Origin of the sequence: Streptomyces davaonensis JCM 4913, assembly GCF_000349325.1 — a bacterium.
Classification (GTDB): domain Bacteria; phylum Actinomycetota; class Actinomycetes; order Streptomycetales; family Streptomycetaceae; genus Streptomyces; species Streptomyces davaonensis.
This window is the reverse complement of record NC_020504.1, coordinates 4,351,640-4,373,956: the sequence shown is the minus strand read 5'-3', so window position 1 is coordinate 4,373,956 and position 22,317 is coordinate 4,351,640. Positions and strand designations below refer to the sequence as shown.

At 69.8% G+C, this 22,317-nt stretch carries 27 protein-coding genes; 17 read left to right on the top strand and 10 right to left on the bottom strand.

The genetic code is table 11. The features are described 5' to 3' along the window. The first annotated feature begins 112 nt into the window (after positions 1-112). Positions 113-1,111, top strand: a complete 999-nt coding sequence (locus BN159_RS19145) for a hypothetical protein (RefSeq protein ID WP_041819526.1) — start codon at positions 113-115, stop codon at positions 1,109-1,111. A gap of 9 nt (positions 1,112-1,120) precedes the next feature. On the opposite strand, the gene BN159_RS19140 is transcribed toward BN159_RS19145, so the two are convergent. Both BN159_RS19140 and BN159_RS19135 read right to left on the bottom strand, forming a co-directional pair. Further along, positions 1,121-2,086 carry an isopenicillin N synthase family dioxygenase gene (locus BN159_RS19140; protein WP_015658637.1) on the bottom strand — a complete coding sequence of 322 codons (966 nt, stop codon included), beginning with the start codon at positions 2,084-2,086 and terminating at the stop codon, positions 1,121-1,123. Continuing rightward, positions 2,079-2,528, bottom strand: a complete 450-nt coding sequence (locus tag BN159_RS19135; protein WP_041819524.1) for a nucleoside deaminase — start codon at positions 2,526-2,528, stop codon at positions 2,079-2,081. The genes BN159_RS19140 and BN159_RS19135 overlap by 8 nt, the downstream gene beginning before the upstream one ends. 142 nt (positions 2,529-2,670) lie before the next feature. Between BN159_RS19135 and BN159_RS19130 the strand changes: the two genes are divergently transcribed. The 4 genes from BN159_RS19130 (at position 2,671) to BN159_RS19115 (ending at position 5,086) form a co-directional block, all read left to right on the top strand. Beyond that, positions 2,671-2,970 carry an SCO0607 family lipoprotein gene (locus BN159_RS19130; protein ID WP_015658635.1) on the top strand — a complete coding sequence of 100 codons (300 nt, stop codon included), beginning with the start codon at positions 2,671-2,673 and terminating at the stop codon, positions 2,968-2,970. A gap of 74 nt (positions 2,971-3,044) precedes the next feature. Further along, entirely contained in the window at positions 3,045-3,443 is a 399-nt protein-coding gene (locus BN159_RS19125) for a DUF6281 family protein (protein ID WP_015658634.1), read from the top strand. Position 3,444: 1 nt separating this feature from the next. Next, positions 3,445-4,056 carry a hypothetical protein gene (locus tag BN159_RS19120; protein ID WP_015658633.1) on the top strand — a complete coding sequence of 204 codons (612 nt, stop codon included), beginning with the start codon at positions 3,445-3,447 and terminating at the stop codon, positions 4,054-4,056. An 82-nt stretch (positions 4,057-4,138) separates the two neighbouring features. Beyond that, the gene (locus BN159_RS19115; protein ID WP_015658632.1) at positions 4,139-5,086 is read left to right on the top strand and encodes a DMT family transporter; all 948 of its coding nucleotides are present in this window, start codon (positions 4,139-4,141) and stop codon (positions 5,084-5,086) included. Here BN159_RS19115 and BN159_RS19110 read toward each other — a convergent pair. Beyond that, a complete protein-coding gene (locus BN159_RS19110; protein ID WP_015658631.1) occupies positions 4,983-5,855 on the bottom strand; it encodes a LysR family transcriptional regulator in 873 nt (290 codons plus the stop codon). The genes BN159_RS19115 and BN159_RS19110 overlap by 104 nt on opposite strands. A gap of 1 nt (position 5,856) precedes the next feature. After that, positions 5,857-6,168 carry a PLD nuclease N-terminal domain-containing protein gene (locus tag BN159_RS19105; protein ID WP_015658630.1) on the bottom strand — a complete coding sequence of 104 codons (312 nt, stop codon included), beginning with the start codon at positions 6,166-6,168 and terminating at the stop codon, positions 5,857-5,859. Between the two features lie 87 nt (positions 6,169-6,255). Here BN159_RS19105 and BN159_RS19100 point away from each other — a divergent pair, with 87 nt between their 5' ends. The 8 genes from BN159_RS19100 (at position 6,256) to BN159_RS19065 (ending at position 12,602) form a co-directional block, all read left to right on the top strand. Further along, a complete protein-coding gene (locus BN159_RS19100) occupies positions 6,256-7,707 on the top strand; it encodes a menaquinone biosynthesis decarboxylase (RefSeq protein ID WP_015658629.1) in 1,452 nt (483 codons plus the stop codon). Then, positions 7,704-8,606, top strand: coding sequence for a menaquinone biosynthesis prenyltransferase MqnP (gene mqnP / locus BN159_RS19095; protein WP_015658628.1), 903 nt, complete (start codon positions 7,704-7,706; stop codon positions 8,604-8,606). The genes BN159_RS19100 and mqnP overlap by 4 nt, the downstream gene beginning before the upstream one ends. A gap of 52 nt (positions 8,607-8,658) precedes the next feature. Further along, positions 8,659-9,315 carry a UbiX family flavin prenyltransferase gene (locus tag BN159_RS19090; RefSeq protein WP_015658627.1) on the top strand — a complete coding sequence of 219 codons (657 nt, stop codon included), beginning with the start codon at positions 8,659-8,661 and terminating at the stop codon, positions 9,313-9,315. 44 nt (positions 9,316-9,359) lie between these two features. After that, a complete protein-coding gene (locus BN159_RS19085; RefSeq protein WP_015658626.1) occupies positions 9,360-9,815 on the top strand; it encodes an Lrp/AsnC family transcriptional regulator in 456 nt (151 codons plus the stop codon). Positions 9,816-9,857: 42 nt separating this feature from the next. Next, positions 9,858-11,021, top strand: coding sequence for an aminofutalosine synthase MqnE (mqnE, locus tag BN159_RS19080; RefSeq protein ID WP_041821487.1), 1,164 nt, complete (start codon positions 9,858-9,860; stop codon positions 11,019-11,021). A 25-nt stretch (positions 11,022-11,046) separates the two neighbouring features. Continuing rightward, on the top strand, positions 11,047-11,571 hold the full coding sequence (locus tag BN159_RS19075) for a GNAT family N-acetyltransferase (protein ID WP_015658624.1): 525 nt from the start codon (positions 11,047-11,049) through the stop codon (positions 11,569-11,571). A 76-nt stretch (positions 11,572-11,647) separates the two neighbouring features. Then, positions 11,648-11,947 (top strand): DUF4229 domain-containing protein, encoded by a 300-nt coding sequence (locus BN159_RS19070; RefSeq protein WP_041819521.1) that lies wholly within the window; start codon positions 11,648-11,650, stop codon positions 11,945-11,947. Positions 11,948-11,957: 10 nt separating this feature from the next. Next, entirely contained in the window at positions 11,958-12,602 is a 645-nt protein-coding gene (locus BN159_RS19065) for a TetR/AcrR family transcriptional regulator (protein ID WP_015658622.1), read from the top strand. Here the strand turns inward: BN159_RS19065 and BN159_RS19060 are convergent. Next, positions 12,595-13,374 (bottom strand): MaoC family dehydratase, encoded by a 780-nt coding sequence (locus BN159_RS19060; protein ID WP_015658621.1) that lies wholly within the window; start codon positions 13,372-13,374, stop codon positions 12,595-12,597. The genes BN159_RS19065 and BN159_RS19060 overlap by 8 nt on opposite strands. Positions 13,375-13,620: 246 nt before the next feature. Here BN159_RS19060 and BN159_RS19055 point away from each other — a divergent pair, with 246 nt between their 5' ends. Further along, entirely contained in the window at positions 13,621-15,561 is a 1,941-nt protein-coding gene (locus tag BN159_RS19055) for an AMP-dependent synthetase/ligase (RefSeq protein ID WP_015658620.1), read from the top strand. Positions 15,562-15,600: 39 nt separating this feature from the next. After that, on the top strand, positions 15,601-16,980 hold the full coding sequence (locus BN159_RS19050; RefSeq protein WP_015658619.1) for an FG-GAP and VCBS repeat-containing protein: 1,380 nt from the start codon (positions 15,601-15,603) through the stop codon (positions 16,978-16,980). On the opposite strand, the gene BN159_RS19045 is transcribed toward BN159_RS19050, so the two are convergent. Next, a complete protein-coding gene (locus BN159_RS19045) occupies positions 16,944-17,153 on the bottom strand; it encodes a DUF397 domain-containing protein (protein ID WP_015658618.1) in 210 nt (69 codons plus the stop codon). The genes BN159_RS19050 and BN159_RS19045 overlap by 37 nt on opposite strands. After that, positions 17,150-17,980: a helix-turn-helix domain-containing protein gene (locus BN159_RS19040; protein ID WP_015658617.1), complete on the bottom strand. Its 831-nt coding sequence runs from the start codon at positions 17,978-17,980 to the stop codon at positions 17,150-17,152. The genes BN159_RS19045 and BN159_RS19040 overlap by 4 nt, the downstream gene beginning before the upstream one ends. A gap of 115 nt (positions 17,981-18,095) precedes the next feature. Between BN159_RS19040 and BN159_RS19035 the strand changes: the two genes are divergently transcribed. Continuing rightward, positions 18,096-18,593, top strand: a complete 498-nt coding sequence (locus BN159_RS19035; RefSeq protein ID WP_015658616.1) for an ATP-binding protein — start codon at positions 18,096-18,098, stop codon at positions 18,591-18,593. Then, positions 18,590-20,350 carry a 3-oxosteroid 1-dehydrogenase gene (gene kstD, locus BN159_RS19030; RefSeq protein ID WP_015658615.1) on the top strand — a complete coding sequence of 587 codons (1,761 nt, stop codon included), beginning with the start codon at positions 18,590-18,592 and terminating at the stop codon, positions 20,348-20,350. Before BN159_RS19035 ends, kstD begins: the two co-directional genes overlap by 4 nt. A 13-nt stretch (positions 20,351-20,363) precedes the next feature. Here kstD and BN159_RS19025 read toward each other — a convergent pair whose 3' ends face one another. The 3 genes from BN159_RS19025 to BN159_RS19015 all read right to left on the bottom strand — a co-directional run bounded on the left by BN159_RS19025 (position 20,364) and on the right by BN159_RS19015 (position 22,262). Continuing rightward, the gene (locus tag BN159_RS19025) at positions 20,364-21,128 is read right to left on the bottom strand and encodes a DUF899 family protein (protein ID WP_015658614.1); all 765 of its coding nucleotides are present in this window, start codon (positions 21,126-21,128) and stop codon (positions 20,364-20,366) included. A 133-nt stretch (positions 21,129-21,261) separates the two neighbouring features. After that, positions 21,262-21,576 (bottom strand): AzlD domain-containing protein, encoded by a 315-nt coding sequence (locus tag BN159_RS19020; protein ID WP_015658613.1) that lies wholly within the window; start codon positions 21,574-21,576, stop codon positions 21,262-21,264. Next, the gene (locus BN159_RS19015; protein WP_041819518.1) at positions 21,573-22,262 is read right to left on the bottom strand and encodes an AzlC family ABC transporter permease; all 690 of its coding nucleotides are present in this window, start codon (positions 22,260-22,262) and stop codon (positions 21,573-21,575) included. Before BN159_RS19015 ends, BN159_RS19020 begins: the two co-directional genes overlap by 4 nt. Between the last annotated feature and the right edge of the window lie 55 nt (positions 22,263-22,317).

Genomic DNA, 22,317 nt, shown 5'->3' with positions numbered 1-22,317 from the left:
CAGGTTAGAGAGGGGGCGTTGGTTCGCACTAGATCGCATGGTGTCCGTTGGGTTTCGAATGTGTCGGGACCGGGTCACCGGTGGCCCGGATCGAGGCCGCTAACCTCCCCGCATGACCCGTACGACACCACCCCGTCCGGTCGACATGGCCGCCGTCTTCCCGGAGTTGGCGCCGCTCGCCCGCACCACGGTGCGGCTGCATCCGCGTCCCGGTGCGCCCACCGCGGCGGACAGCTCGGTCGGCGGGCCGCTGCTGTGGCCGGCGGACGAACCCTGGCCCACCTGCCCGGAGCACAAGGGGCCCTGGCTGGTCGGTTACGACCCCGAGGACCTGCGCAAGCAGCGCCGCATCCTGACCGAGGGCTGGGCCCGCCCCCGCACCCCCGGAACGGACTTCCTCACGCCCGAGGAGCGCGCCTTCGTCGACGGCCTCGGCTACACCGGCGTACGCAAGCCCCTGGACGGCGAGGTCCCCCTCCTGCCCGTCCTCCAGCTCTACGCCCGCGACGTCCCGTCCCTGCCCCGGCCGCACGGCACGGACCTGCTCCAGGTGCTGTGGTGCTCCTTCGAGCACGGCGAGTTCTGCATGCCAGGTGTCCAACTGCGCTGGCGGACCGCCGCGGAGGTGCGCTCGCCCGGCGAGACCCGGTGGCCGCCGGTGGTGAGCGAGGGCGAATCCTTCCCCGAGCCCTGCCTCCTGCACCCGGAGCCGGGGGTGGTCGAGTACCCGGCCCCGCACGAACTCGACGACGACCTCGCCAAGCGCATCCACGCCTGGGAGGAGGGCAGAGCGTACGACTACCAGTACGACCTCGCCGTAGCCCCCGGCTGGAAGGTCGGCGGATACGGCAACTGGAGCTTCTGCGACCCCTGGCCGATGACCTGCGAGGAGTGCGGCGCCACCATGCGGCCCCTGCTGACCGTCGACAGCTCCGAATGGGACGGCGGCACAGGGAGTTGGTGTCCCGCGGAGGAGCCTCCGGAGGACGAGCGCCCGCTGTATCCGCAGTCCCACGAGCCGACGATGGTCAACATCGGCCGTGGGTACACGATGCAGATCTACGTCTGCCCGGACTCCTTCGACCACCCGCACCTCCAGGTGATGCAGTAGCCCCGCCCGTCAGTCGACGGTGATCGAGTCCAGCTTCGCCCGCAGATACACATGCGAGTCGACCGGCTCGTACGCCACCCGCCCGACCGGCGCGGGCACGGACTCCACCCGTGTCCCCGGGGTGCATTCGCCGAAGTAGACGAGGGAGATCAGTTCCTCGGTGGGCGCGTCGGCAGGCGGCGGGAGGACACGATGCCGCCCCGAACGCCAGCGGTCACCGGTCCAACGGGCCAGCAGATCACCGATGTTGATGGTGAGGGCGTCCGGATCGAACGGCGCGTCCTCCCAGCCCCCCTCGTCCGTGTACACCTGAAGGCCGCCCTTTCCGGCCTGCCGGTCCAGGATGGTCACCGTCCCGAAGTCGGTGTGCGGCCCGATCCGGAACTGCCCAGGCTGTGGTTCGCCCATCACCTCGGTCCCCGGGTACCAGTTGATGTTGAAGCCGTACGTCGGATGGTCCATGTGCCGGGAGAAGAAGTCGGGTTCGAGCCCGAGGGCGTCGCCGAGGAGGGAGAGCAACTCCTTCTCCAGGGAGGCCATTTGAGCTAGGTACTCCTCGCACAGCGTCCGCAGCTCGGGCACTTCCGCGGGCCAGACATTGGGCGCGTACCACTCGGCGTTGACGACCGGGTCGTCGAAGGGCTCGTGCGTGGCGAAGGTCAGCGACTCCTTGAGGTCTGGCGGGGTCTCGGTCCCCTCCGAGTACCCGTTGGCCTCGGCCCCGGGCCCGAGCCATCCCCGCCCGCCGACCTTGGCGGCATAGGTCTGCTTCACGCCGTCGGGCAGCCGGAAGAAGTCCCGGGCGGCGTCCCGGACACGAGCCCGCAGCGACGCCTCGACCCCATGCCCGGTGACGAGCAGGAACCCGGCCGTCTGGAGGGCCTCGTCGACGGTACGGGCGATGCCGGCGCGGACGTCGGGGTCGCCGTCGACCCAGGGCGCCAGATCGATGACAGGGATGCGGGAGTCATTCACCGATGTCCTCGTTCCACAACTCGGGTTGGTCCTTGATGAAGTCACGCATCAGCTCGACGCACTCAGGATCGTCGAGCAGCACGATCTCCACGCCGTGCTCCGCCAGCCACTCATGCCCACCGCTGAAGGTCACCGCCTCACCGATGACGACCCGCGAGATCCCGAACTGCCGGACCAGTCCGGAGCAGTACCAGCAGGGCGACAGCGTCGTCACCATCGTCGTACCCCGATACGACCGCTGCCGCCCCGCCGCCCGGAACGCGGCCGTCTCCGCGTGCATCGACGGATCCCCGTCCTGAACCCGCCGATTGTGCCCACGCCCGAGCAGCACCCCATCGGCCCCGTAGAGCGCGGCCCCGATCGGAATGCCACCTTCCCCAAGTCCCGCCCGAGCCTCCGCGACGGCGACAGCGAGCCGGCTCCGTGCCTGTGCCTGATCCATACCGCCCACTCTGCTGGCCCGGCGACACCGGGGCAACGCGTGAAAGGCGCAACCCGGTCTGAGTACGCGTGCTCAGGCCCGGCGGGCCGCGTACCGCGAAGGTGGACAGAGCCGGATCCACCACACCCCACAGGAGACGATCGTGCCCAAGCCCCGCAGGTCCCGGACCCTGGCAGCCGCCCTGGTCCTCGCGGCGGCGGCCGCGGTGCTCACCGGATGCTCCGGCCTGGACTTCCGGGAGAGCATCTGTCGCGACGGTGAGTACCCCGTCCTCCAGGTGAACAGCACCGGCTCCGGGTGCATGCCGGACGACGAGGAGCCCATGGACGGCTACGTCCGCTACCCGGAGGGCAAGGTGCCGGAGCACGTCGACGACAAGTGGGACGTGTACTGGCGCACCCACACCCTCGACGAGAAGGGCGACATCATCCCCGCGTCCTGACCTGACCGATCCAGGACCGAACGAATCCGGTGCCCGTCACGTCGGAGTCCTGGGAAGCGTGCGGAAGGGGACCGATGAGACTGGCACTGCTGATGGCGGGAATCACCGCACTGGCGCTGGGCGCCGTCGGATGCGCGGAGACGAGCGACGACACCGGGGAGGCGGCAGCCTCCTGCGCCTACGTCATCGACTACGACAACCGCCACTACTCGGACGTGGCCAACATCGACTACCGCCTGGGCGAGAAGCTCGGCACGGCCACCCAGCCCCCGTGCGACGACACCCCGGGTCACGGCGACGACGGCGAGCCCGCCCACCGGATCACGGCCTACGCCGTCCAGGGCCTGGACCCCGCCATCGCCATCGCCGTAGGAGACGCCCCCGACGACGTCATCCTCGTCGCCGTCCGAGAGGGCGGTGAGCTGCCGCCCGAGATCGACAAGCTCCCCCGACTGGCACCGGAACAGGAGTGACATGAAGAGGAACCGCGTCCGGATCGGCGCCGCGGCCGTCGCCACCGCGGGTGTCGTCACCGGCGTCGGGCTGTGGATCGACGCACTGGAGACCGGGCACGCCGACGACGACGGCAGCCGCGGCACCGTGGCCGCCCAGCCGAAGACGTCCAAGTGCGTCGGCACCAAGCCCGCCACGACCGCCGTCGACAACCCCGACGACACCCCCCTGTACCGCCTTCTCGACGACATCGACCGGCTCGGCCAGAACCGTTTCGCCCACTCCTTCACCGGACTCTCCGTCGACGAGGACGACAACGCCGCCGACCTCTACCGCATCCCCTCCGCCTCCTTCGACGACGCGGTCTGCGACGCCGCCGAGAAGGGGGTCACCGTACGGATCCACGACACCGACACGAGCCGCGCTGATCTCGACGCCCTCGCCGGCCGGATCAGCGAGGACATGAACCGCTGGGACGGCACCTTCCAGCTCCGTGAGGTCGGCGTGGACGCACGGGGCTGGGTGAGCGTCGGCGTCGACGACCCCGACACCGCCGAGCCCGTCCTGCACGACACCTTCGGCGACGAGCGGCACATCAGGGTCGTCCACGTCGAACAGGCCCACCTGGACTGATCGGCAGCGCCGATGGGGCCATCGGCAGTACGCCCCAGCAGCGCGTGGACCTGCGACTACGCCCGCTCGTAGCGTCCAGGGCATGAGATCCGAGAACACGGGCACGGCCCAGCTGACCATCGCGATGGTGCTCTCCGGCACCCTCGGCGTCTTCGTCGTGGAGTCGGGCGCCTCGCCCTTCAACGTCGTCTTCTTCCGCGTGCTGTTCGGTGCGCTCGCCCTGGGCGGGTACGTCCTCGCCCGAGGCTGGCTCCGCGATCACGGGTTCACTCCCCGCACCCTCGGACTCGCCGTCCTGGGCGGGGTGTTCATCGTCTTCAACTGGGTGCTGCTCTTCCAGTCGTACGAGAACACGTCCATCTCCGTCGCGACGGTCGTTTACCACACCCAGCCGTTCTACGTCGTGCTCCTCGGCGCGCTCCTGTTCCGCGAGCGGATCACCGGCGCCAAGGCCGCCTGGATCGGGGTCGCCTTCGCGGGGCTGGTTCTCGTCTCGGGGGTCACGCCCGGCGACTTCGGCAGCGGGGGCGCCTATCTCACCGGACTCGGGCAGGCTCTCCTGGCCGCGCTTCTCTACGGGCTGTCCACCGTCGTCACCAAGCGCATCACCGGCGTCCGTCCGCATCTCATCGCGCTCGTCCAGGTCCTCGTCGGCATCCCCCTGCTGCTCCCCTTCGCCGACTTCGGCGCGATGCGCGGCACCGGCGCCGACTGGGGCTGGCTGGTGGGGCTCGGGGTCATCCACACCGGGCTGATGTACGTCCTGATGTACGCCGCGTACGCCCAGCTCCCCACCGCGAAGATCGCCGTGCTCGCCTTCGTCTACCCGGCGGTCGCGATGGTCGTCGACTGGGCGGTGTACGGCCACCACATCGGCCTCGTCCAGGCGCTCGGCGTCCCGCTGATCGTGACGGCGAGCCTGAAGGTCACCCTTGCTCGGCGATCAGCTTCCGCGCCTGCTCCACGAACAGCCGAGCGTGCGCCGGAAGCCGCTTCCCGGACCGCCACGCCAGTTGCGTCCGAAGCGTGAACGGCGGCTCCCAGTCCAGCCGTACGAGCGAGCCCTCCGCGAGTTCGGCGGCGACCGTCACCTCGGGCAGCAACGCGATCCCGAGACCGGCCGCCGCCGCCCGCTTGGTCGCCTCGATGGTGCCGAACTCCATGAACTCCACGGACGACGACACCGACTTGAGCTCCCGCTCGAACAAGTCCCGGTACGCGCAACCCGGTTCGGTGGCGAGCAGCGGGTGCCGCAGGAGGTCGGCCGTGGAGCTGACGTCCATCTCCCGTCCCGCCACCAGCGCCAGCGGCTCCACCGCCAGCACCTCGCTCTCCAGGCCCGGATGCGCCGTCTCCTCCTCCATCAGGAAGCCGAGATCGTACGTCCCCTGCCGCAGCGCCTGCCGGGTCTCGTCGCCGATGGTGGTGCGCAGCGCGAGCCGCACCTTCGGATAGCGGTGGTGGAACAGCTCCAACAGTGGGGGCAGTCGGTAGGACGTCAGGGACTCCATCGTGCCGACCACCAGCGAACCCGTCGGCTCCTCCGCCCCCGTCACCGCCGCCCGCGCCTCCTCGGCCAGCTCGATGAGCTGCCGCGCGTACGGCAGCAGCCGCTCACCCGCCTCCGTCAGCCGGATGTGCCCGCCGAGCCGGTCGAACAGCTCCGTGCCGAGCGAGGACTCAAGAGCCCGGATCTGACTGGTGACACTGGACTGCGCGTACGCCAGCTCGGCCGCCGCCCTGGTGAAGCTCAGAACGGTCGCGACCTTCTCGAAGGTGACGAGCAGCCGCAGCTCCATGTCAGGGTTCGTCCCGCTTGTTGTTCTTGTCCTCGTCGTCCAGCGACTTGAGGAACTCGGGGTTGTCGTCCGGCGCCACCCACCGCTGACCGCCCCGGCTGTTCCGCACCCCGGACCAGCCCTCCGCCGCCGGGCTCCGCTTCTTGCCCGCGATCAGCCACGAGATCGACCCGACGACCGGGAACAGCAGCACGAGGATCGCCCACAGCGGCTTCGGCATGTGCCGGATGTCCTCGTCCTTGGTGCTGATGCAGTCGATGAAGGCATAGATGCTGAGGGCCAGCGGTACGAGGAACATCAGCACCCGGAGCATGGGGCCCTCCAGCGGGATCGTGGTCGGGGCCGCGTACACAGCCCCCAGGTACAGGGTCAGGGTAGCCGCTCGGGGATACTTGACCGCATGGCTTACGACGATCTTCGTTCCCTGCTCAGGGCACTGGAACGCGAAGGCGACCTCAAGCGCGTCAAGGCGGAGGTCGATCCGTATCTGGAGGTCGGGGAGATCGTCGACCGGGTGCAGAAAGCGGGCGGCCCGGCACTGCTCTTCGAGAACGTGAAGGGCTCCTCGATGCCCCTCGCGATGAACGTCTTCGGCACCGACCGACGGCTCCTGAAGGCGCTCGGCCTGAAGTCGTACGGCGAGATCAGCGAGAAGATCGGCGGGCTGCTCAAGCCCGAGCTGCCGCACGGGTTCGTCGGGGTCCGGGAGGCCTTCGGCAAGCTCGGCGCGATGACCCACGTACCGCCGAAGAAGGTCAAGGACGCGCCGGTGCAGGAGGTGGTGCTGCACGGCGACGACGTCGACCTGGAGCAGCTCCCGGCCCTGTTCACCTGGCCCAAGGACGGCGGCTCCTTCTTCAACCTGGGGCTGACCCACACCAAGGACCCGGAGTCCGGCGTCCGCAACCTCGGCCTGTACCGGCTCCAGCGCCACGACAGGCGCACCATCGGCATGCACTGGCAGATCCACAAGGACAGCCGCAACCACTACCAGGTCGCGGCGCGCAGGGGCGAGCGGCTTCCGGTCGCCATCGCCTTCGGCTGCCCGCCCGCCGTCTCCTACGCCTCCACCGCCCCGCTCCCCGGTGACATCGACGAGTACCTCTTCGCCGGGTTCCTCGCGGGCAAGCGGATCGAGATGGTCGACTGCAAGACGGTCCCGCTCCAGGTCCCGGCGCAGGCGGAGGTGGTGATCGAGGGCTGGCTGGAGCCGGGGAAGATGCTGCCGGAGGGCCCCTTCGGCGACCACACCGGCTTCTACACCCCGCAGGAGCCGTTCCCCGCGCTGACCATCGACTGCGTGACGATGCGCAAGCGCCCGCTGCTCCAGTCGATCGTGGTGGGCAGGCCCCCCACGGAGGACGGCCCGCTGGGCCGCGCCACGGAGCGTTTCTTCCTCCCCCTCCTGAAGATCATCGTCCCGGACATCGTGGACTACCACCTCCCCGAGGCGGGCGGCTTCCACAACTGCGCGATCGTGTCGATCGACAAGAAGTACCCGAAGCACGCGCAGAAGGTGATGCACGCGATCTGGGGGGCACACATGATGTCCCTGACCAAACTGATCGTGGTCGTCGACTCCGACTGCGACGTCCACGATCTGCACGAGGTCGCCTGGCGGGCGTTGGGCAACACGGACTACGCCCGTGACCTGTCGGTCGTCGAAGGCCCCGTCGACCACCTCGACCACGCCTCCTACCAGCAGTTCTGGGGCGGCAAGGCGGGCATCGACGCGACGAAGAAGTGGCCCGAGGAGGGCTACACCCGCGACGGCGGCTGGCCGGACATGGTGGAGTCGGACCCGGAGACGGCGGCGAAGGTCGACCGCCGCTGGAAGGAGTACGGCCTGTGAGCAGCGCGTCAGCAGCGCTCCCGCAACCGGGACGCACGAAGGCATTCCTGCGCCTGGTGATGATCGAGCACTCGATCTTCGCGCTGCCCTTCGCCTACATCGCCGCGCTCACGGCGATGTTCCAGCTGGACAGGAACATCCACTGGGGCCGGCTGCTGCTGGTGACGATCTGCATGGTGGGCCTGCGCACCTTCGCGATGGCGGTCAACCGGATCATCGACCGCGAGATCGACGCCCGGAACCCCCGGACGGCTCACCGCGAGCTGGTGACCGGCGCGATGTCGGTGAAGCACGCCTGGACCGGTGCCCTGATCGCGGTCGTGATCTTCCTGGGCTCGGCGGCGCTGCTGAACCCGCTCTGCCTGGCCCTCGCGCCGGTGGCCGTGGTCCCGATGGTGGTCTACCCCTACGGCAAGCGGTTCACGAACTTCCCGCAGGCCATCCTGGGTCTGGCCCAGGCCATCGGCCCGATCGGCGGCTGGCTGGCGATCACCGGCGAGTGGTCCTGGGAGGCGGTCATCCTGGGCCTGGCGGTCGGCATCTGGATCGGCGGCTTCGACCTGATCTACGCCTGCCAGGACGTGGAGACGGACCGCGAGGTCGGTGTGCTGTCGGTCCCGGCCCGCTTCGGCATCCCGGCGTCGATCTGGGCGGCGCGGGCCTGCCACGTCGTCACGATGACCCTCTTCATCTGGTACGCGGTGGCCACCGAGGCCGGCGCCTTCCTCTGGATCGGCCTGATGATCGTCGCCGGGGCCTTCGTCTACGAGCACAACATCGTCCGCCCCCATGACCTCTCCCGCCTGAACAGGGCGTTCTTCAGCGTCAACGGCTTCATCGGCATCGCCCTGTTCGTGTGCGCGCTGCTGGACCTGCTGGTACGGGGCCTGACCGTCTGACGGTTCACCACCCCGGTACGCTCAAGATGTGAACGCAGGAGAAACGCAGCGCGTGCCTTGGATCGTGGGGGTGTCCGGAGCTTCCGGTACGCCGTATGCGGCCGCCGTGCTGCGGGCGCTGCTGGATGCCGGGGAGAGCGTCGATCTCGTGGTCAGCCGGGCCTCTCGGCTCACGCTGCTCGACGAGACCGGGATCTCCTTCCGGGACGCGCACTGGGAGGCCGACCTGCGGGAATGGCTGTCCCGCGGCGCGGACGGAAAGCCGGGCACCTTCGACACGGACATCGCGGGGGTACGGCACTGGAACGCCGGGGATCTCGCGGCCGGGCCGTCGTCCGGCTCGTACCGGACGAAGGGCATGCTGATCGTGCCCGCCTCCACCGCCGCCGTCGCCGGGGTCGCCCTCGGGCTCTCCAAGGACCTGCTCCAGCGGGCCGCGAGCGTGACACTGAAAGAGGGACGGAAGCTGGTCGTCGCCGTACGGGAGACCCCCTTGAACGGCCAGACGCTGCGGCATCTCGTCACCCTCGACGACGCGGGCGCGACCGTCGTACCCGCCTCGCCCGCCTTCTACGCGGGCGCCACCCACATCCAGGACCTGGTGGACTTCGTCGCCGGACGCGTACTGGACGCGGCGGGCGTCGAGCACCGGCTCTACCGCCGCTGGAAGGGCGACCTCGGCGGCGGAACCCGTACGAACATCGGTTGAGCAAGTATCACTTCGAGAATTTTCAGCGGAAGGCTTCGAATCGCATGGACGCGGTGGACAGGCAGCTCATCCAGGCCCTGAGGGAGAACGGCCGGGCCTCCTACGCGGAGCTTGGGCGCCTCGTCGGCCTGTCGGGACCCAGTGTCACCGACCGCATCAACCGGCTGGAGGCGGCCGGTGTCATCACCGGCTACCGCGCCACCGTCGACGCGGCCTCCCTCGGCCTCGGCGTCACCGCCCTGATCGGCATCTCGCTCTCCGACGCCGCCGACCACGAGGACGTCGCGGCCCGGATGAAGGACCTCAGCGAGATCGAGGACTGCTGGTTCATCGCCGGTGACGACTCCTACATGCTCAAGGTGCGGGCGAACGACGTGGACGGCCTGGAGCGGATCATCCGCCGGCTGAGCGGCACGAAGGGCGTCTCCCGGACCCGTACGACGATCGTGCTCTCCACGAAGTGGGAGAACCGGGTCGGGGAACTGCCCGAAGAGGTCTAGCCGTACGGTGGGGTGGTCGTGGTCGTGACGAAAGGTGTGGGCATGGACGTCGGGCTCAAGCGCGAGCTGGAGGAGAAGGTCAGGGCTGGTGAACGGCTGACCCGCGAGGACGGCATCGCGCTGTACGAGTCGGACGACCTGGCGTGGCTCGGCGGCCTCGCGCACGAGGTGCGCACGCGCAAGAACGGCGACGTCGTCCACTTCAACGTCAACCGCCACCTCAACATGACCAACGTCTGTACGGCGTCCTGCGCGTACTGCTCCTTCCAGCGCAAGCCGGGGGAGAAGGACGCGTACACGATGCGGATCGAGGAGGCGGTGAAGCTCGCCAAGTCGATGGAGTCGGAGAACCTCACGGAACTCCACATCGTCAACGGCCTGCACCCGAACCTGCCGTGGCGCTACTACCCGCGGTCGCTGCGGGAGCTGAAGGCGGCGCTGCCGAACGTCTCCCTGAAGGCGTTCACGGCGACGGAGATCCACCACTTCGAGACGATCTCCGGTCTGTCGGCGTCGGAGATCCTGGACGAGTTGATCGACGCGGGCCTGGAATCCCTGACCGGCGGTGGCGCGGAGATCTTCGACTGGGAGGTCCGCCGGCACATCGTGGACCACCGCACGCACTGGGAGGACTGGTCCCGCATCCATCGCCTGGCGCACGAGAAGGGCCTCAAGACGCCGAGCACGATGCTGTACGGCCACATCGAGGAGCCGAAGCACCGGGTCGACCACGTCCTGCGCCTGCGCGAACTCCAGGACGAGACGAACGGCTTCCAGGTCTTCATCCCCCTGCGCTACCAGCACGACTTCGTCGACATGAAGGACGGCAAGGTCCGCAACCGCCTCCAGGCGCGCACGCAGATGGCGACGGGCGCGGAGGCGTTGAAGACGTTCGCGGTGTCGAGGTTGTTGTTCGACAACGTCCCGCACGTGAAGGTCTTCTGGGTCATGCACGGCGTCCAGACCGCCCAACTGGCCCTCCAGCACGGCGCAGACGACATGGACGGCTCGGTGGTGGAATACAAGATCACCCACGACGCCGACAACTACGGCACCCCGAACAAACTCACCCGCGAGGACCTACTGGACCGGATCCGCGACGCGGGCTTCCGCCCGGTGGAACGGAACACGCGGTACGAGATCATCAGGGAGTACGAGGGCGCGGACCCGGCGCGCAGGGAGTCCCCCCAGCCGATGCGGCTGTGACTGTCGTAATGGCTACGATGCACTAATGGCCCTTACCTTCACTCTCGACCCCGCCGTGGACCCCGCCCTCCGTGACGGTGTCCTCGACCTGTGGGCGGACGTGTCCAACGCCGGCGGCTCGGTAGGTTTCGTGCCGCCGGTGTCGCGGGACGCGATACGCCCCGAGCTGGTGAAACACCTCGTCGCGATGGCCGAGGGCAGGACCAGGCTCCTCGTAGGCCACGACACCGACGGCCACGTCGCCGCCACCGCGTTCCTCACCTTCAACACGCACCGGCTCATGAAGCACTGGGTCTGGCTGTACACGGTGATGGTGCACCCCAGCCACCAGGGCAAGGGATACGGCCGCGACCTCCTCGACGCCGCCGCCCAGGCGGCCCGCACCTTCGACGGCATAGGCGCGATACGGCTCACCTGCCGCGGCGGCCAGGGCCTGGAGCGTTTCTACGGCTCCTGCGGCTACAAGGAGGTCGGCCGCATCCCGGACGCCATCCGCGTCGCCCCGGACGACCTCCGCGACGACGTGATCATGCTGCTGCCGCTCGACTGAGCCCCGCCCCCAAGATCGTGCCGTGGGCATGCTTCACTGGATGCTGCCCCTTTTGGAATCGGAAGACTGGATTGAGATGCTCCGCTACACGCTGATGCGCCTCGGGATCTTCGCGGGCTGCCTCGTGGTCGTCTGGGGCCTCGTCTACTCCGGTGTCATGCCGCGCGGTCTCGGCGACTCCAACGGCATGTGGGTCATCCTGCTCGCCCTGCTGATCTCCGCCCCGATCAGCTTCGTCGTCCTGCGCAAGGAACGCGACCGCGCCTCCGTCCAGATCGTCGAGCGCGTAGACCGGGTCAAGGCCAACCTGGAGGCGAACCGCACCCAGGAGGACGTGGCCGACGACGCCACCCGGGCGCAGGGGCAGACGTCCTAGTCTTGCCCCCATGGGTGCAGTCAAGACCAAACGGATGCCGCGCGCCGTCCGTGAGCAGCAGATGCTGGACGCCGCGGTGCGGACCTTCGGGCGGCGTGGGTACATGGCCGCCTCGATGGACGAGATCGCCGAACTCGCCGGCGTCTCCAAGCCGTTGGTCTATCTGTACCTGAACTCCAAGGAAGACCTCTTCACCGCCTGCATCCGCCGCGAGGCCCACGCGCTCACCGCCGCCGTGCGCTCCGGGGTACAGCCGGACACGCCCGCCGACCGCCAACTCTGGGACGGTCTGCGGGCGTTCTTCACGCACACCGCGCAACACCCGGACGGCTGGGCCGTACTGCACCTCCAGGCCCGCACCCACGGCGACGCGTTCGCCGCCGAGGTGACCGCCATGCGCGAGGAGATCGTCGCGTTCGTCACCCAGCTGATCCTCGCCGCCGCCCGCGCCGCCCACCGCGACCCCGACTTCCCCGAGCACGAGATCGCCGGCCTCGCCGAGGCCCTGGTAGGCGCCGCCGAGTCCCTCGCCGACTGGGCCAACGCCACCCCGGACGTCACCGCCCGCCAGGCCGCCGCGACCCTGATGAACTTCGCCTGGGCGGGCCTGGGCAACCTGATGAACAGCGACCCCTGGATACCGCCGGTCAGCTGACCGTCCCGGTGAGGTGCATGCGCCCGTCCTCCCCACGCAGCTCGAACCGCCCCGGCTCCGAGCCGTAGCTCACCGTCCCCGGCAGCAGTACCGGCGCCCGGAACTCCGCCGTGACCCGCGCCGTCGCAGGCACCCCGTACGCCGCCACGCACCGCGCCGCCGTCCACATGCCGTGGGCGATGGCGCGCCGGAAGCCGAACGGCCGGGCGGTGAGCGGGTGGAGGTGGATGGGGTTGCGGTCACCGGAGACGACCGCGTACCGCCGCCCCACATCCCCGCCGAGCCGCCACTCGGCGACGACGGGCAGGGGTGGAAGGGGCGCCGAAGCCCTCGGTTCGGCCTGCGCGTCCGTCCGATGCCGCGCGAGATAAGTACTGCGCGACTCCCATACGACCTCCCCACCGGCCCTGAGTTCCGTCACCACCCCCGCCTCCGTCCCCCGCCGGTGCGCCGCCAACCCGTCGACGCGCACGGAGAGTTCGTATGCGTCGGCGGTCGAAGTCAGCGGCTTGTGCCCCGTGATCTCGATCGACGTGTGGACCAGGCCCAGCAGCGGGAGCGGAAAGGCCCGCCTGCTCATCAGGCGCAGGGCGAGTGGGAAGCCCAGGACGTGCGGGTAGGTGAGTGGCAGCGCGTCCTCGCCGGTCGGGAATCCGCACACCCTCTCGTACGCGGCGAGGCGGGCCGGGTCGATCCGGAGGTGGGGGAGGACCAGCGGGGTACGGGGGAAGTCCGCGTCGGGGCGGGGTCGTTTGAAGGTCAGGACCGTCATGGGGGCGTCTCCCTACTCCTCCAGTTGCTTACTTCGGAGTAAGGTTACCGTAGGTAACGCAATGTGTGCTGCGCGAACCTGAGTGACCCTCACGTAACCCCCGAGGTTGCACAGCCCCACCCCCCGGCCCTCCCCGAAACCGCACAGCCTCCACACGTCAGCCCCGTACGATCCCCTTCCTAACCGGCGGTAACCCCTTTCCGTACATGGGGAGCCGTCCGAGATTGCCGTGCCAGGAGCCGCCCCGTGTCCACGCCACTGCCGTCCTTCGCCGCGTCCGCAGCCTTCGACGACGCTCCCGCCCCCACCCTCGTGGAGCCGGAGACCCGGCGCCTCGACGGAGTCGTCCGGGAGGCCTACGTACCGCCCTTCGCCCCGCCCGTCTCGCACGGCTCGCTGGCCGAGCTGCCCTTCGAGAACGCCCTCGCGGTGCCGGACAAGGTGCTGCTCAGCCGTAAGACCGAGGACGGCGGCTGGACTGACGTGACGGCGACGCGCTTCGCCGAGCAGGTGCTCGCCGTGGCCAAGGGACTGATCGCCGAGGGACTGGCGCCGGGCGACCGGATCGCGGTCATGGCGCGGACGACGTACGAGTGGACGCTGCTCGACTTCGCCGCCTGGGCCGCGGGTCTGGTGACCGTCCCGGTCTATCCGACCTCCTCGCTCTTCCAGACCCGTTGGATCCTTCAGGACTCCGGCGCGGTCGCCCTGGTCACCGAGACCGTCGGGCAGGCCGCCGCCCTCGGCCCCGAGTTGGAGCGCATCCCCGACCTCAAGCACCTGTGGGTGATGGAGAAGGGGCATGTGGAGCGGCTCGCGGAGGCCGGGGCGGCGATACCCGACCAGGAGGTCGACGTCCGCCGGGGCATGCTCGGCCCGACCACCCTGGCCACGCTGATCTACACCTCCGGCACCACCGGCCGCCCCAAGGGCTGCGCGCTCTCCCACGGCAACTTCTTCGCCGAGGTCGACAACGCCATCGAACTCCTCTACCCCGTCTTCAAGTCGAGGTCGAACGAGGAGGTCTCGGTCCTCCTCTTCCTGCCGATGTCGCACGTCTTCGGGCGGATGGTGGCGGTGGCCTGCGTCCGGGCGAGGGTGCGGCTCGGGCATGCGCCCAGCCTCCAGGCCGAGGACCTGATGGCCGACCTCGCCGCCTTCCGTCCGACTTGCCTGCTCGCCATCCCCTACATGCTGGAGAAGGTCTACAACGCCGCCCGCGCCAAGGCCGAGGAGGGCGGCCGGCTCACCATGTTCGACCGCGCCGCCGCCGTCGCCGGACGCTACGGCGAGGCCATGGAGGCCAAGCAGCACGGCACCGGATCAGGACCCGGCCGCGCCCTGGCCATGGCCCGCGCCTTCTACGACCCGCTCGTCTACCGCCGCATCCGCAACGCCATGGGCGGCAGGGTCCGGCACGCCATCTGCGGCGGCTCACCGCTCGGCCGACGGCTCGCCGCGTTCTACGCCGGCGCGGGCATCGAGATCTACGAGGGTTACGGCCTGACCGAGACGACGGCCGCCGCCACCGTCACCCCGCCCCTCAAACCCCGTCTGGGCACGGTGGGTTGGCCGCTTCCCGGCACCCGGGTCAGGATCGCGGCGGACGGCGAGATCCTGATCTCCGGCGAGCAGGTGCTGCGCGGCTACTGGGACCCGGCGGCCGGGGGCGTCGTCCCGGCGGCCGTCGACGGCTGGCTCGCCACCGGCGACATCGGCGAACTGGACGACGAGGGCTATCTGACCATCACCGGCCGCAAGAAGGAGCTGCTCATCACGGCGGGCGGCAAGAGCGTGGCCCCGGCCCCGCTGGAGAACTGGCTCCGCTCCCACCCCTTGATCTCCCAGGCCATGGTCCTCGGCGACCGCCGCCCCTACGTCACCGCCCTCATCACCCTCGACATGGACGGCATCACCCACTGGCGCCGCATGAACGGCCGCCACCCCGTCCCGGCCGAACTCCTGGTCAACGACGAGGAGTTGCGGGCCATCATCCAGCGCGCGCTGGACGAGGCCAACAAGCTGGTCTCGCGTCCCGAGTCCATCCGCCGCTTCGCGATCCTCCCGACCGACTTCACCGAGATGGCCGGGCATCTGACCCCCTCCATGAAGCTGCGCCGGGCGGCGGTCATGAAGGACTTCGCGTTCGAGATCGAGGAGCTGTACAACCATCAACAGCGGCCGTGAGTCTCCTCCTCGCCAAATCTTGATCACCGCAGGAGACCCATGTTCACGCGCAGCACCGTCCGCCTGGCGCTCGCCACGGCGACGGCCGCCTCCCTCACCGGCGGACTGCTCACCCTGTCGGTGAGCACCGCGAACGCGGTAACCGCCCCGGCGAAGTACGCCGACGACTTCAACGGCGACGGCTACCGCGACTTCGCCGCGACCTCCATCGGCGGCGGCGAGTTCGTCGTCACGTACGGCACCGCCAAGGGGCCCGGCACCACCACGAAGACCTTCAGCCAGTCCACGTCGGGCGTCCCCGGCGCGGCCGGTGACTCCGACGGCTACGGCGACGCGTTCGGTGAGGACCTCGCACCCGCCGACTTCAACCGCGACGGCTACGCCGACCTCGCCGTGGCCGACTTCACCGAGAAGGTGGACGGCAAGGTCAGCTCCGGCGCGGTGACCATCCTGTGGGGGTCGTCGTCCGGCCTCACCGGCACGGGCGCCATCCGGCTGAAGATCACCGCGAGTTCCCACCGCGGCTTCGGCAAGCAGATCGAGGCCGGTGACTTCAACGGCGACGGCAAGACCGACCTCGCGGTCGCCGACGGCATCGAGGCGGTACGCGTCTACCGCGGCGGCTTCTCCAAGTCCGGTACGACGGGCACGGTCACCAAGCACGTCCCGAACCAGCTGCTCGAACCGGCCGGCCTGGTCGCGGGCAAGGTCACCAAGGACGGCGCGACGGACCTGTTCCTCCTGGGCCAGGGCGTTCACGACGGCAAGCAGACCCAGGACGCCTGGTTCATCCGCGGTGGCTCCACGATCCAGCCCGGCAAGATCACCGTCTACAACAGCTCTTCGCCGGACTACGCCCCGACCGGCGTCGTCGCCGACTTCAACAAGGACGGCTACGGCGACCTCGCGGTCGGGGACCGCATGTACAACGGCAAGGCCGGTTCGGTCGTCGTCTGGCGCGGCGGCAGCACGGGCCCCGGCACGAAGTACCGCATCTCGCAGTCCACTTCGGGCGTGGCCACGGCCGCGTCGCCGAGGGAGTACTTCGGTACCGCTCTCTCCGCCGGTGACACCAACGGTGACGGCTATCCCGACCTGGCGGTCGGCGTCCCCTACGAGACGGTCAGCGCACTGGACGACGCGGGCGGCCTCCACGTCCTGCGCGGCGGATCGTCCGGCCTCACCGGCGCGAACTCCCAGTGGTTCTCCCGCACCACGGCAGGCGTCCCCGGGGACCCGCGCCAGTGGGAGAACTTCGGCCAGATGGTCCGCATCCGCGACATCGACCGGGACGGCGACAAGGACGTCCTGGTGTCAGCCGACTACTACAGCCCGAGCGTGCTGTTGCCGGGCACCGGTACGGGGATTACGGCGACCGGCGCTCAGGAGCTGGGCATCGTGGCGGCGTTCCCGCAGTAGCCCGAGGCGAGGAAGGCGGACCAGGTGGCGGGGGCGAGGGTGAGCTGAGGGCCCGTGGGGTTCTTGGAGTCACGGAGGTGGATGGTGGAGGGGGCTATGGCTACCTCCACACAGTCACCGCCCTCGCCGCCGCTGTAGCTGGACTTGAACCAGGTGAGACGCTCGTTGCTCATAGCTCCTCCAGCTTTTTCTCGATCAACTTCCGGGACTCTGCGGGGCGCAGTGCCATGGCTCGCATGATCCCATAGCGGTCTGCGATCTTCCGGACCTCTTCCGGATCGGTGATCAGGTGGGGATACCCCTGAATCTCCGTGTAGGCCACCTGCCCGTACCCCTTGGGTGTCACCAGGTTGAACGCGCCGTCCATGTTGGGGTGTTCCTCTTGGGCGGTCGGCATCACCTGAATCTCGACGTTCCTCATCTGTCCGACGTGCAGCAGGCGCCGAAGCTGATCCGCGTGGATGCGCCGTCCGCCGGTCGGCCGGTCCAGGATCACTTCTTCGAGGACGTAGCTGACAATCGGGGCCGGTACACGCTCGAAGATCTGCTGCCGGGAGAGTCGGTCCGTGACCCGCTTCTCGATCATCTCCTCGTCGAGAAGCGGCCGCCGTTTCGCGAACACGGTCCGGGCGTGATCCTCGGTCTGGAGGAGCCCTTGCATCGCGTGGCTGGCATAGAAGTGCAGCTCAACTGCCTTCGCCTCCATCCCTGCGTAGTCCCGGTACCACTCCGGATGCCGCGTCCGCCCCGTCGCGATCGCCTCCCTGACCTCAGGGATGACCTCCCTGAACAGCCCCCCGGCGTCCAGGAACTCCTCGGCCTTCTCCAGCATTTCGGGCTGTGGGCTTCGTACGCCTCGTTCCATCGCCGAGATCGCGTCGGGGCTGTACCCCGCCTTCACCCCGAACTCCTTCTGCGTCAGCCCTTTCCGCTCGCGCAGGAGCTTCACTTGCTTGCCGATGGCGATGAAGAGACCCGTCGTGCCGTCCTGGTCGCTCACTTCCGCACCCCTCCGTCCGACATGCCAGACGCCGGACTCAACGTGGTCGTACAGATACCCAGAGTCGTCCGGTTACTCCTGGTCAGGGTAGAGAGAACCCGCCACTCTCGGTGACGTGAACGCCGAAATCACCACCCCCACAGCTGAACTGGCCCAGCGCATCAGTGCCACCCCACATGGCGCCCGCCTGGCCCGGCACCTGGCCGTCCAGCAGCTCGCGGTCTGGGGGTATCCCCCGGACAGCGAGGTCAGCGAGACGGCGCGACACCTGGTCGCGGAACTGGCGGCCAACGCCGTCATCCACGGCCGCGTCCCCGGCCGCGCCTTCGAGCTGCGGCTGCTCCTGCTCCCGGAGGACACGCTGCGTATCGAGGTGAGCGATGCGCGAGGAGACCGAAAACTGCGGTACGTGACGGACGCGGAGGGCGAAGGAGGCCGAGGTCTGATCCTCGTGACGCTGCTGGCGCGGACGTGGGGCGTCGCGGAGCGGGACGTGGGAAAGACGGTGTGGGCCGAGATCTCGCTTGACTTCACAAGAGCGTCGCGCGACATTCCCACTTCTGACACATCGTCAGGAATTCAAGTTTCGGGACGCAGGAGCGCCATGCCATGACGACGAACGACGCGCCCACCCGCAGACGGGTCCTCACCACCGCCGCCGCCACGACAGCGGCCCTCGCACTGAGCCAACAGCACGCCTCCGCCGCCGACTTACCCCTCCTCGGCACGTACGACGTCGTGGTCGTCGGCGCCGGTGCGGCCGGGATGACGGCCGCACTCACGGCCGCTCGCCAGGGCCTGACCTGCGTGGTCCTCGAAAAGGCGCCGACCTTCGGCGGCTCGGCCGCCCGTTCCGGCGCCGGGATCTGGATCCCCAACAACTCCGTGCTCATCGCGGCGGGCGTACCGGACACCCCGGCCAAGGCCGCCGCCTACCTCGCCGCGGTGGTCGGCCCCGATGTCTCCGCGGCCCGCCAGTCCGCCTTCCTCGCGCACGGCCCCGCCATGCTGTCGTACGTCATGGCCCACAGCCCCCTCCGCTTCCGCTGGATGGAGGGCTACAGCGACTACTACCCCGAGCTGCCGGGGGGTCTCCCGGGCGGCCGGTCCGTCGAACCCGACCAGCTCGACGGCAACATCCTCGGCGCCGAACTGGCCCGCCTGAACCCGCCGTACATGCCCGTCCCCGCCGGGATGGTGGTCTTCAGCGCCGACTACAAGTGGCTGGCGCTGGCGGCCGTGAACGTCAAGGGCGCCGCCGTGGCCGCCACTTGTCTCGCCCGGGGCACGAAGGCGGCGGCGCTGGGGCAGAAGCCGTTGACCATGGGCCAGTCCCTGGCGGCGGGGCTGCGGGCGGGGCTGGCGTCGGCCGGCGTCCCGGTGTGGCTCAACACCCCTCTGACCGACCTCCACATCGAGAACGGCGTCGTCACCGGCGCCGTCGTCACCCGCGCCGGCTCCGACCCGGCCCTGGTCCGCGCCCGCAAGGGCGTGATCATCGGCTCCGGCGGCTTCGAGCACAACGCGGCGATGCGTGCCCAGTACCAGCGTCAGCCCATCGGCACGGACTGGACCGTCGGCGCGAAGGAGAACACCGGCGACGGGATCCGGGCAGGTGAACAGGCGGGCGGAGCCCTGGAGTTGATGGACGACGCCTGGTGGGGCCCGGCGATACCGCTCCCGGGCCAACCGTACTTCTGTCTCGCCGAACGCACCCTGCCCGGCGGACTGTTGGTCAACGCGGCGGGCGCGCGGTTCGTGAACGAGGCGGCGCCGTACAGCGATGTCGTCCACACCATGTACGACCAGAACCCGACGAACCCCGCGATCCCGGCCTGGCTGATCGTGGACCAGAACTACCGCAACCGCTACCTCTTCCGGGACGTGGCCCCGACGCTGCCCTTCCCGGACTCCTGGTACAGCTCGGGCGCGGCCCACAAGGCGTGGACCTGGGACGCCCTGGCGCGCTCGATCGGCGTGGCACCGGCCGCCCTCCGCGCGACGGTGGACCGCTTCAACTCCCAGGCCCTGCAAGGAAAGGACACGGACCACCACCGCGGCGACAGCGCCTATGACCACTACTACACGGACCCGGCGATCCTCCCGAACTCCTGCCTGGCCCCGCTCTGGCTCCCGCCGTACCACGCCTTCCGGATCGTCCCGGGCGACCTGGGGACCAAGGGCGGCCTGCGCACCGACCCCCAGGCCCGGGTCCTGCGCCCCGACGGCACCCCGATCCCGGGCCTGTACGCGGCGGGCAACGCCAGCGCGGCGGTCATGGGCCACAGCTACGCGGGCGCGGGCTCGACCATCGGCCCGGCGATGACGTTCGGCTACATAGCGGCGAAGCACCTGGCGGGAACCCTGTGATCACAGGCCACGGTCAGTGCCAGCCGCCCTTCCTGCCGAGGGTCTCCACGGGGGTCGCGCCGGGGCGGGTCCACTGCGGTGCGGGGCGGCTGGTCGGGCCCCAGGTGGCGTTCCCGTCCGCGTCCGAGCGCCAGAACCAGCACGGGACGTCGCCCTCGGGCCAGCCCTCCGGCTTGTCCTCCCATGCCTCGCCGCGGCCGTAGGGCGTCATGTCGAGCAGGCCCAGGGCGCTGTTGGCCCGCTCGGTGCCGCGGCCCGTCGTGGAGTAGGTGAGGAAGGTGCGGTCGCCGTCGCGGAGGAAGGAGGAGAGGTAGCCCATCTCGCCGCCGACCGGCGGGGGCGTGTCCCGCACCGAGTACCAGGGCTGGGTGTAGCCCATGAACTCGACGAAGGCGGCCACCTCCTCCCACGGGCCCGTGGTCAGGAAGGCGAAGGAGACACCGCGGGCGTTGAGGTACACGGCGTCCTTCAGGTGCCAGGCGGTGGTGGTGCAGCCTTCGCACTGCCCCTGGGGCGGGGCGCCGTCGTACCACATGTGCTGGTACACGACGAGTTCGTCCCGCCCCTGGAAGAGGTCCAGGAACGGCACGGGCCCGTCGGCCCCGACCACCTCCGTCTTCCCGTCGAACTCCACCATCGGCAGCCGGCGCCGGGCCGCCGCGATGGCATCCCCCTCGTGGGTGTGCGCCTTCTCGCGGACCAGCAGCTCGTCCCGGGCGGTGCGCCAGGCGTCCAGATCCACGATGGGCGGACGGCCGGGGAGCGGGGTGGTCGTCATGACGTCCTCCGAGCGGTCTCGGTCTCGTATGCGGGCAGCGTCGCATCGACGCCCGTGAGTGGAGACCCGTGCCCCGCCCGAAACTCATCGGGAGGACACTGGGAGGGCTCTCATCGGGAGGGCTGGGATGGCTTTACGGCACTCCCAGCCACCGCAAGCCCGCCGCGACCCCTGCCGCGCCCAGGACCACCACCACGAACGGCGCCTTCCGCCACGCCAGTACGCCTCCGACGAGTACCCCGGCCGGGCGGGCCCAGCCCGCGAACCCGCCGCCCTCCGTCAGGGCCCCCGTCGCCAGCAGCGCCGCCAGCAGCACCACCGCCCCGGCGGACAGCAGCTCCCGCACCCGGGAGGACAGCTCCACCCGGCCGTGCAGCACGGGCCCGACCAGCCGGAAGGCGTAGGTCCCGACGGCCAGCGCCAGGATCATGGCGACGGTCGCGCTCATGCCGCACCCGCTTTACGGCCGTAGAACAGCAGCCCCGCCAGCGCGAGCAGCACCGGCACCCCCGCCGGGACCACCGACGACACGGCCAGCGCGACCGCCGCCCCGACCACCGCGCACCTGCGCACGGCCGCGTCCTCGCGCAGGGTCGGCAGGACCAGCGCGACCAGGACCGCGGGGAAGGCCGCGTCCAGTCCGTAGACCGCCGTATCGCCGAGGGCCGTGCCCGCGAGCGCGCCCGCCAGGACCCCGACGTTCCACACCACGAACAGCCCGACCCCGGAAACCCAGAACGCGGCCCGCCGCCGTTCCGCGTCCGCCTGGGCCAGCGCGAACGCCACCGTCTCGTCCGTCACCAGATGGGCGCCGAGCAGCCGGGACAGCCGGCCGCCGGAACCGAGGATGTCCGCCACGGCCAGGCTGAAGGCGGCGGTACGGGTGTTGAGCAGCAGCCCGGTCGCGGCAGCGGCCAACGGACCGCCCCCGGCGAGCAGTACTCCCACGGCGCTGAACTGCGCCGATCCCGCGTACACGAGCACCGACATCACGACGGGCACCCAGACGGGCAACCCCCCGCCCACCGCGATCGCCCCGAAGGAAACCCCCACCACCCCGCTCGCGACCCAGACCAGGGACGCATCCCGGGCCAGCTCACGGGACACCCGCGCTGTTCGCTCTGCCGTACGCATGTTCTCTACGATGGACAGCAGACCCCTCGTCCGTCAAGGCGAACGATCGTACCGA

What these genes read in the sequence shown, in the direction of transcription:
- BN159_RS19145 (WP_041819526.1), top strand. Translation starts at nt 113, where the DNA reads ATGACCCGTACGACACCACCCCGTCCGGTCGACATGGCCGCCGTCTTC.
- BN159_RS19135 (WP_041819524.1), bottom strand. Translation starts at nt 2,528, where the DNA reads ATGGATCAGGCACAGGCACGGAGCCGGCTCGCTGTCGCCGTCGCGGAG.
- BN159_RS19125 (WP_015658634.1), top strand. Translation starts at nt 3,045, where the DNA reads ATGAGACTGGCACTGCTGATGGCGGGAATCACCGCACTGGCGCTGGGC.
- BN159_RS19120 (WP_015658633.1), top strand. Translation starts at nt 3,445, where the DNA reads ATGAAGAGGAACCGCGTCCGGATCGGCGCCGCGGCCGTCGCCACCGCG.
- BN159_RS19115 (WP_015658632.1), top strand. Translation starts at nt 4,139, where the DNA reads ATGAGATCCGAGAACACGGGCACGGCCCAGCTGACCATCGCGATGGTG.
- BN159_RS19110 (WP_015658631.1), bottom strand. Translation starts at nt 5,855, where the DNA reads ATGGAGCTGCGGCTGCTCGTCACCTTCGAGAAGGTCGCGACCGTTCTG.
- BN159_RS19105 (WP_015658630.1), bottom strand. Translation starts at nt 6,168, where the DNA reads ATGCTCCGGGTGCTGATGTTCCTCGTACCGCTGGCCCTCAGCATCTAT.
- BN159_RS19100 (WP_015658629.1), top strand. Translation starts at nt 6,256, where the DNA reads ATGGCTTACGACGATCTTCGTTCCCTGCTCAGGGCACTGGAACGCGAA.
- BN159_RS19085 (WP_015658626.1), top strand. Translation starts at nt 9,360, where the DNA reads ATGGACGCGGTGGACAGGCAGCTCATCCAGGCCCTGAGGGAGAACGGC.
- mqnE (WP_041821487.1), top strand. Translation starts at nt 9,858, where the DNA reads ATGGACGTCGGGCTCAAGCGCGAGCTGGAGGAGAAGGTCAGGGCTGGT.
- BN159_RS19075 (WP_015658624.1), top strand. Translation starts at nt 11,047, where the DNA reads ATGGCCCTTACCTTCACTCTCGACCCCGCCGTGGACCCCGCCCTCCGT.
- BN159_RS19070 (WP_041819521.1), top strand. Translation starts at nt 11,648, where the DNA reads ATGCTCCGCTACACGCTGATGCGCCTCGGGATCTTCGCGGGCTGCCTC.
- BN159_RS19065 (WP_015658622.1), top strand. Translation starts at nt 11,958, where the DNA reads ATGGGTGCAGTCAAGACCAAACGGATGCCGCGCGCCGTCCGTGAGCAG.
- BN159_RS19060 (WP_015658621.1), bottom strand. Translation starts at nt 13,374, where the DNA reads ATGACGGTCCTGACCTTCAAACGACCCCGCCCCGACGCGGACTTCCCC.
- BN159_RS19050 (WP_015658619.1), top strand. Translation starts at nt 15,601, where the DNA reads ATGTTCACGCGCAGCACCGTCCGCCTGGCGCTCGCCACGGCGACGGCC.
- BN159_RS19045 (WP_015658618.1), bottom strand. Translation starts at nt 17,153, where the DNA reads ATGAGCAACGAGCGTCTCACCTGGTTCAAGTCCAGCTACAGCGGCGGC.
- kstD (WP_015658615.1), top strand. Translation starts at nt 18,590, where the DNA reads ATGACGACGAACGACGCGCCCACCCGCAGACGGGTCCTCACCACCGCC.
- BN159_RS19025 (WP_015658614.1), bottom strand. Translation starts at nt 21,128, where the DNA reads ATGACGACCACCCCGCTCCCCGGCCGTCCGCCCATCGTGGATCTGGAC.
- BN159_RS19020 (WP_015658613.1), bottom strand. Translation starts at nt 21,576, where the DNA reads ATGAGCGCGACCGTCGCCATGATCCTGGCGCTGGCCGTCGGGACCTAC.
- BN159_RS19015 (WP_041819518.1), bottom strand. Translation starts at nt 22,262, where the DNA reads ATGCGTACGGCAGAGCGAACAGCGCGGGTGTCCCGTGAGCTGGCCCGG.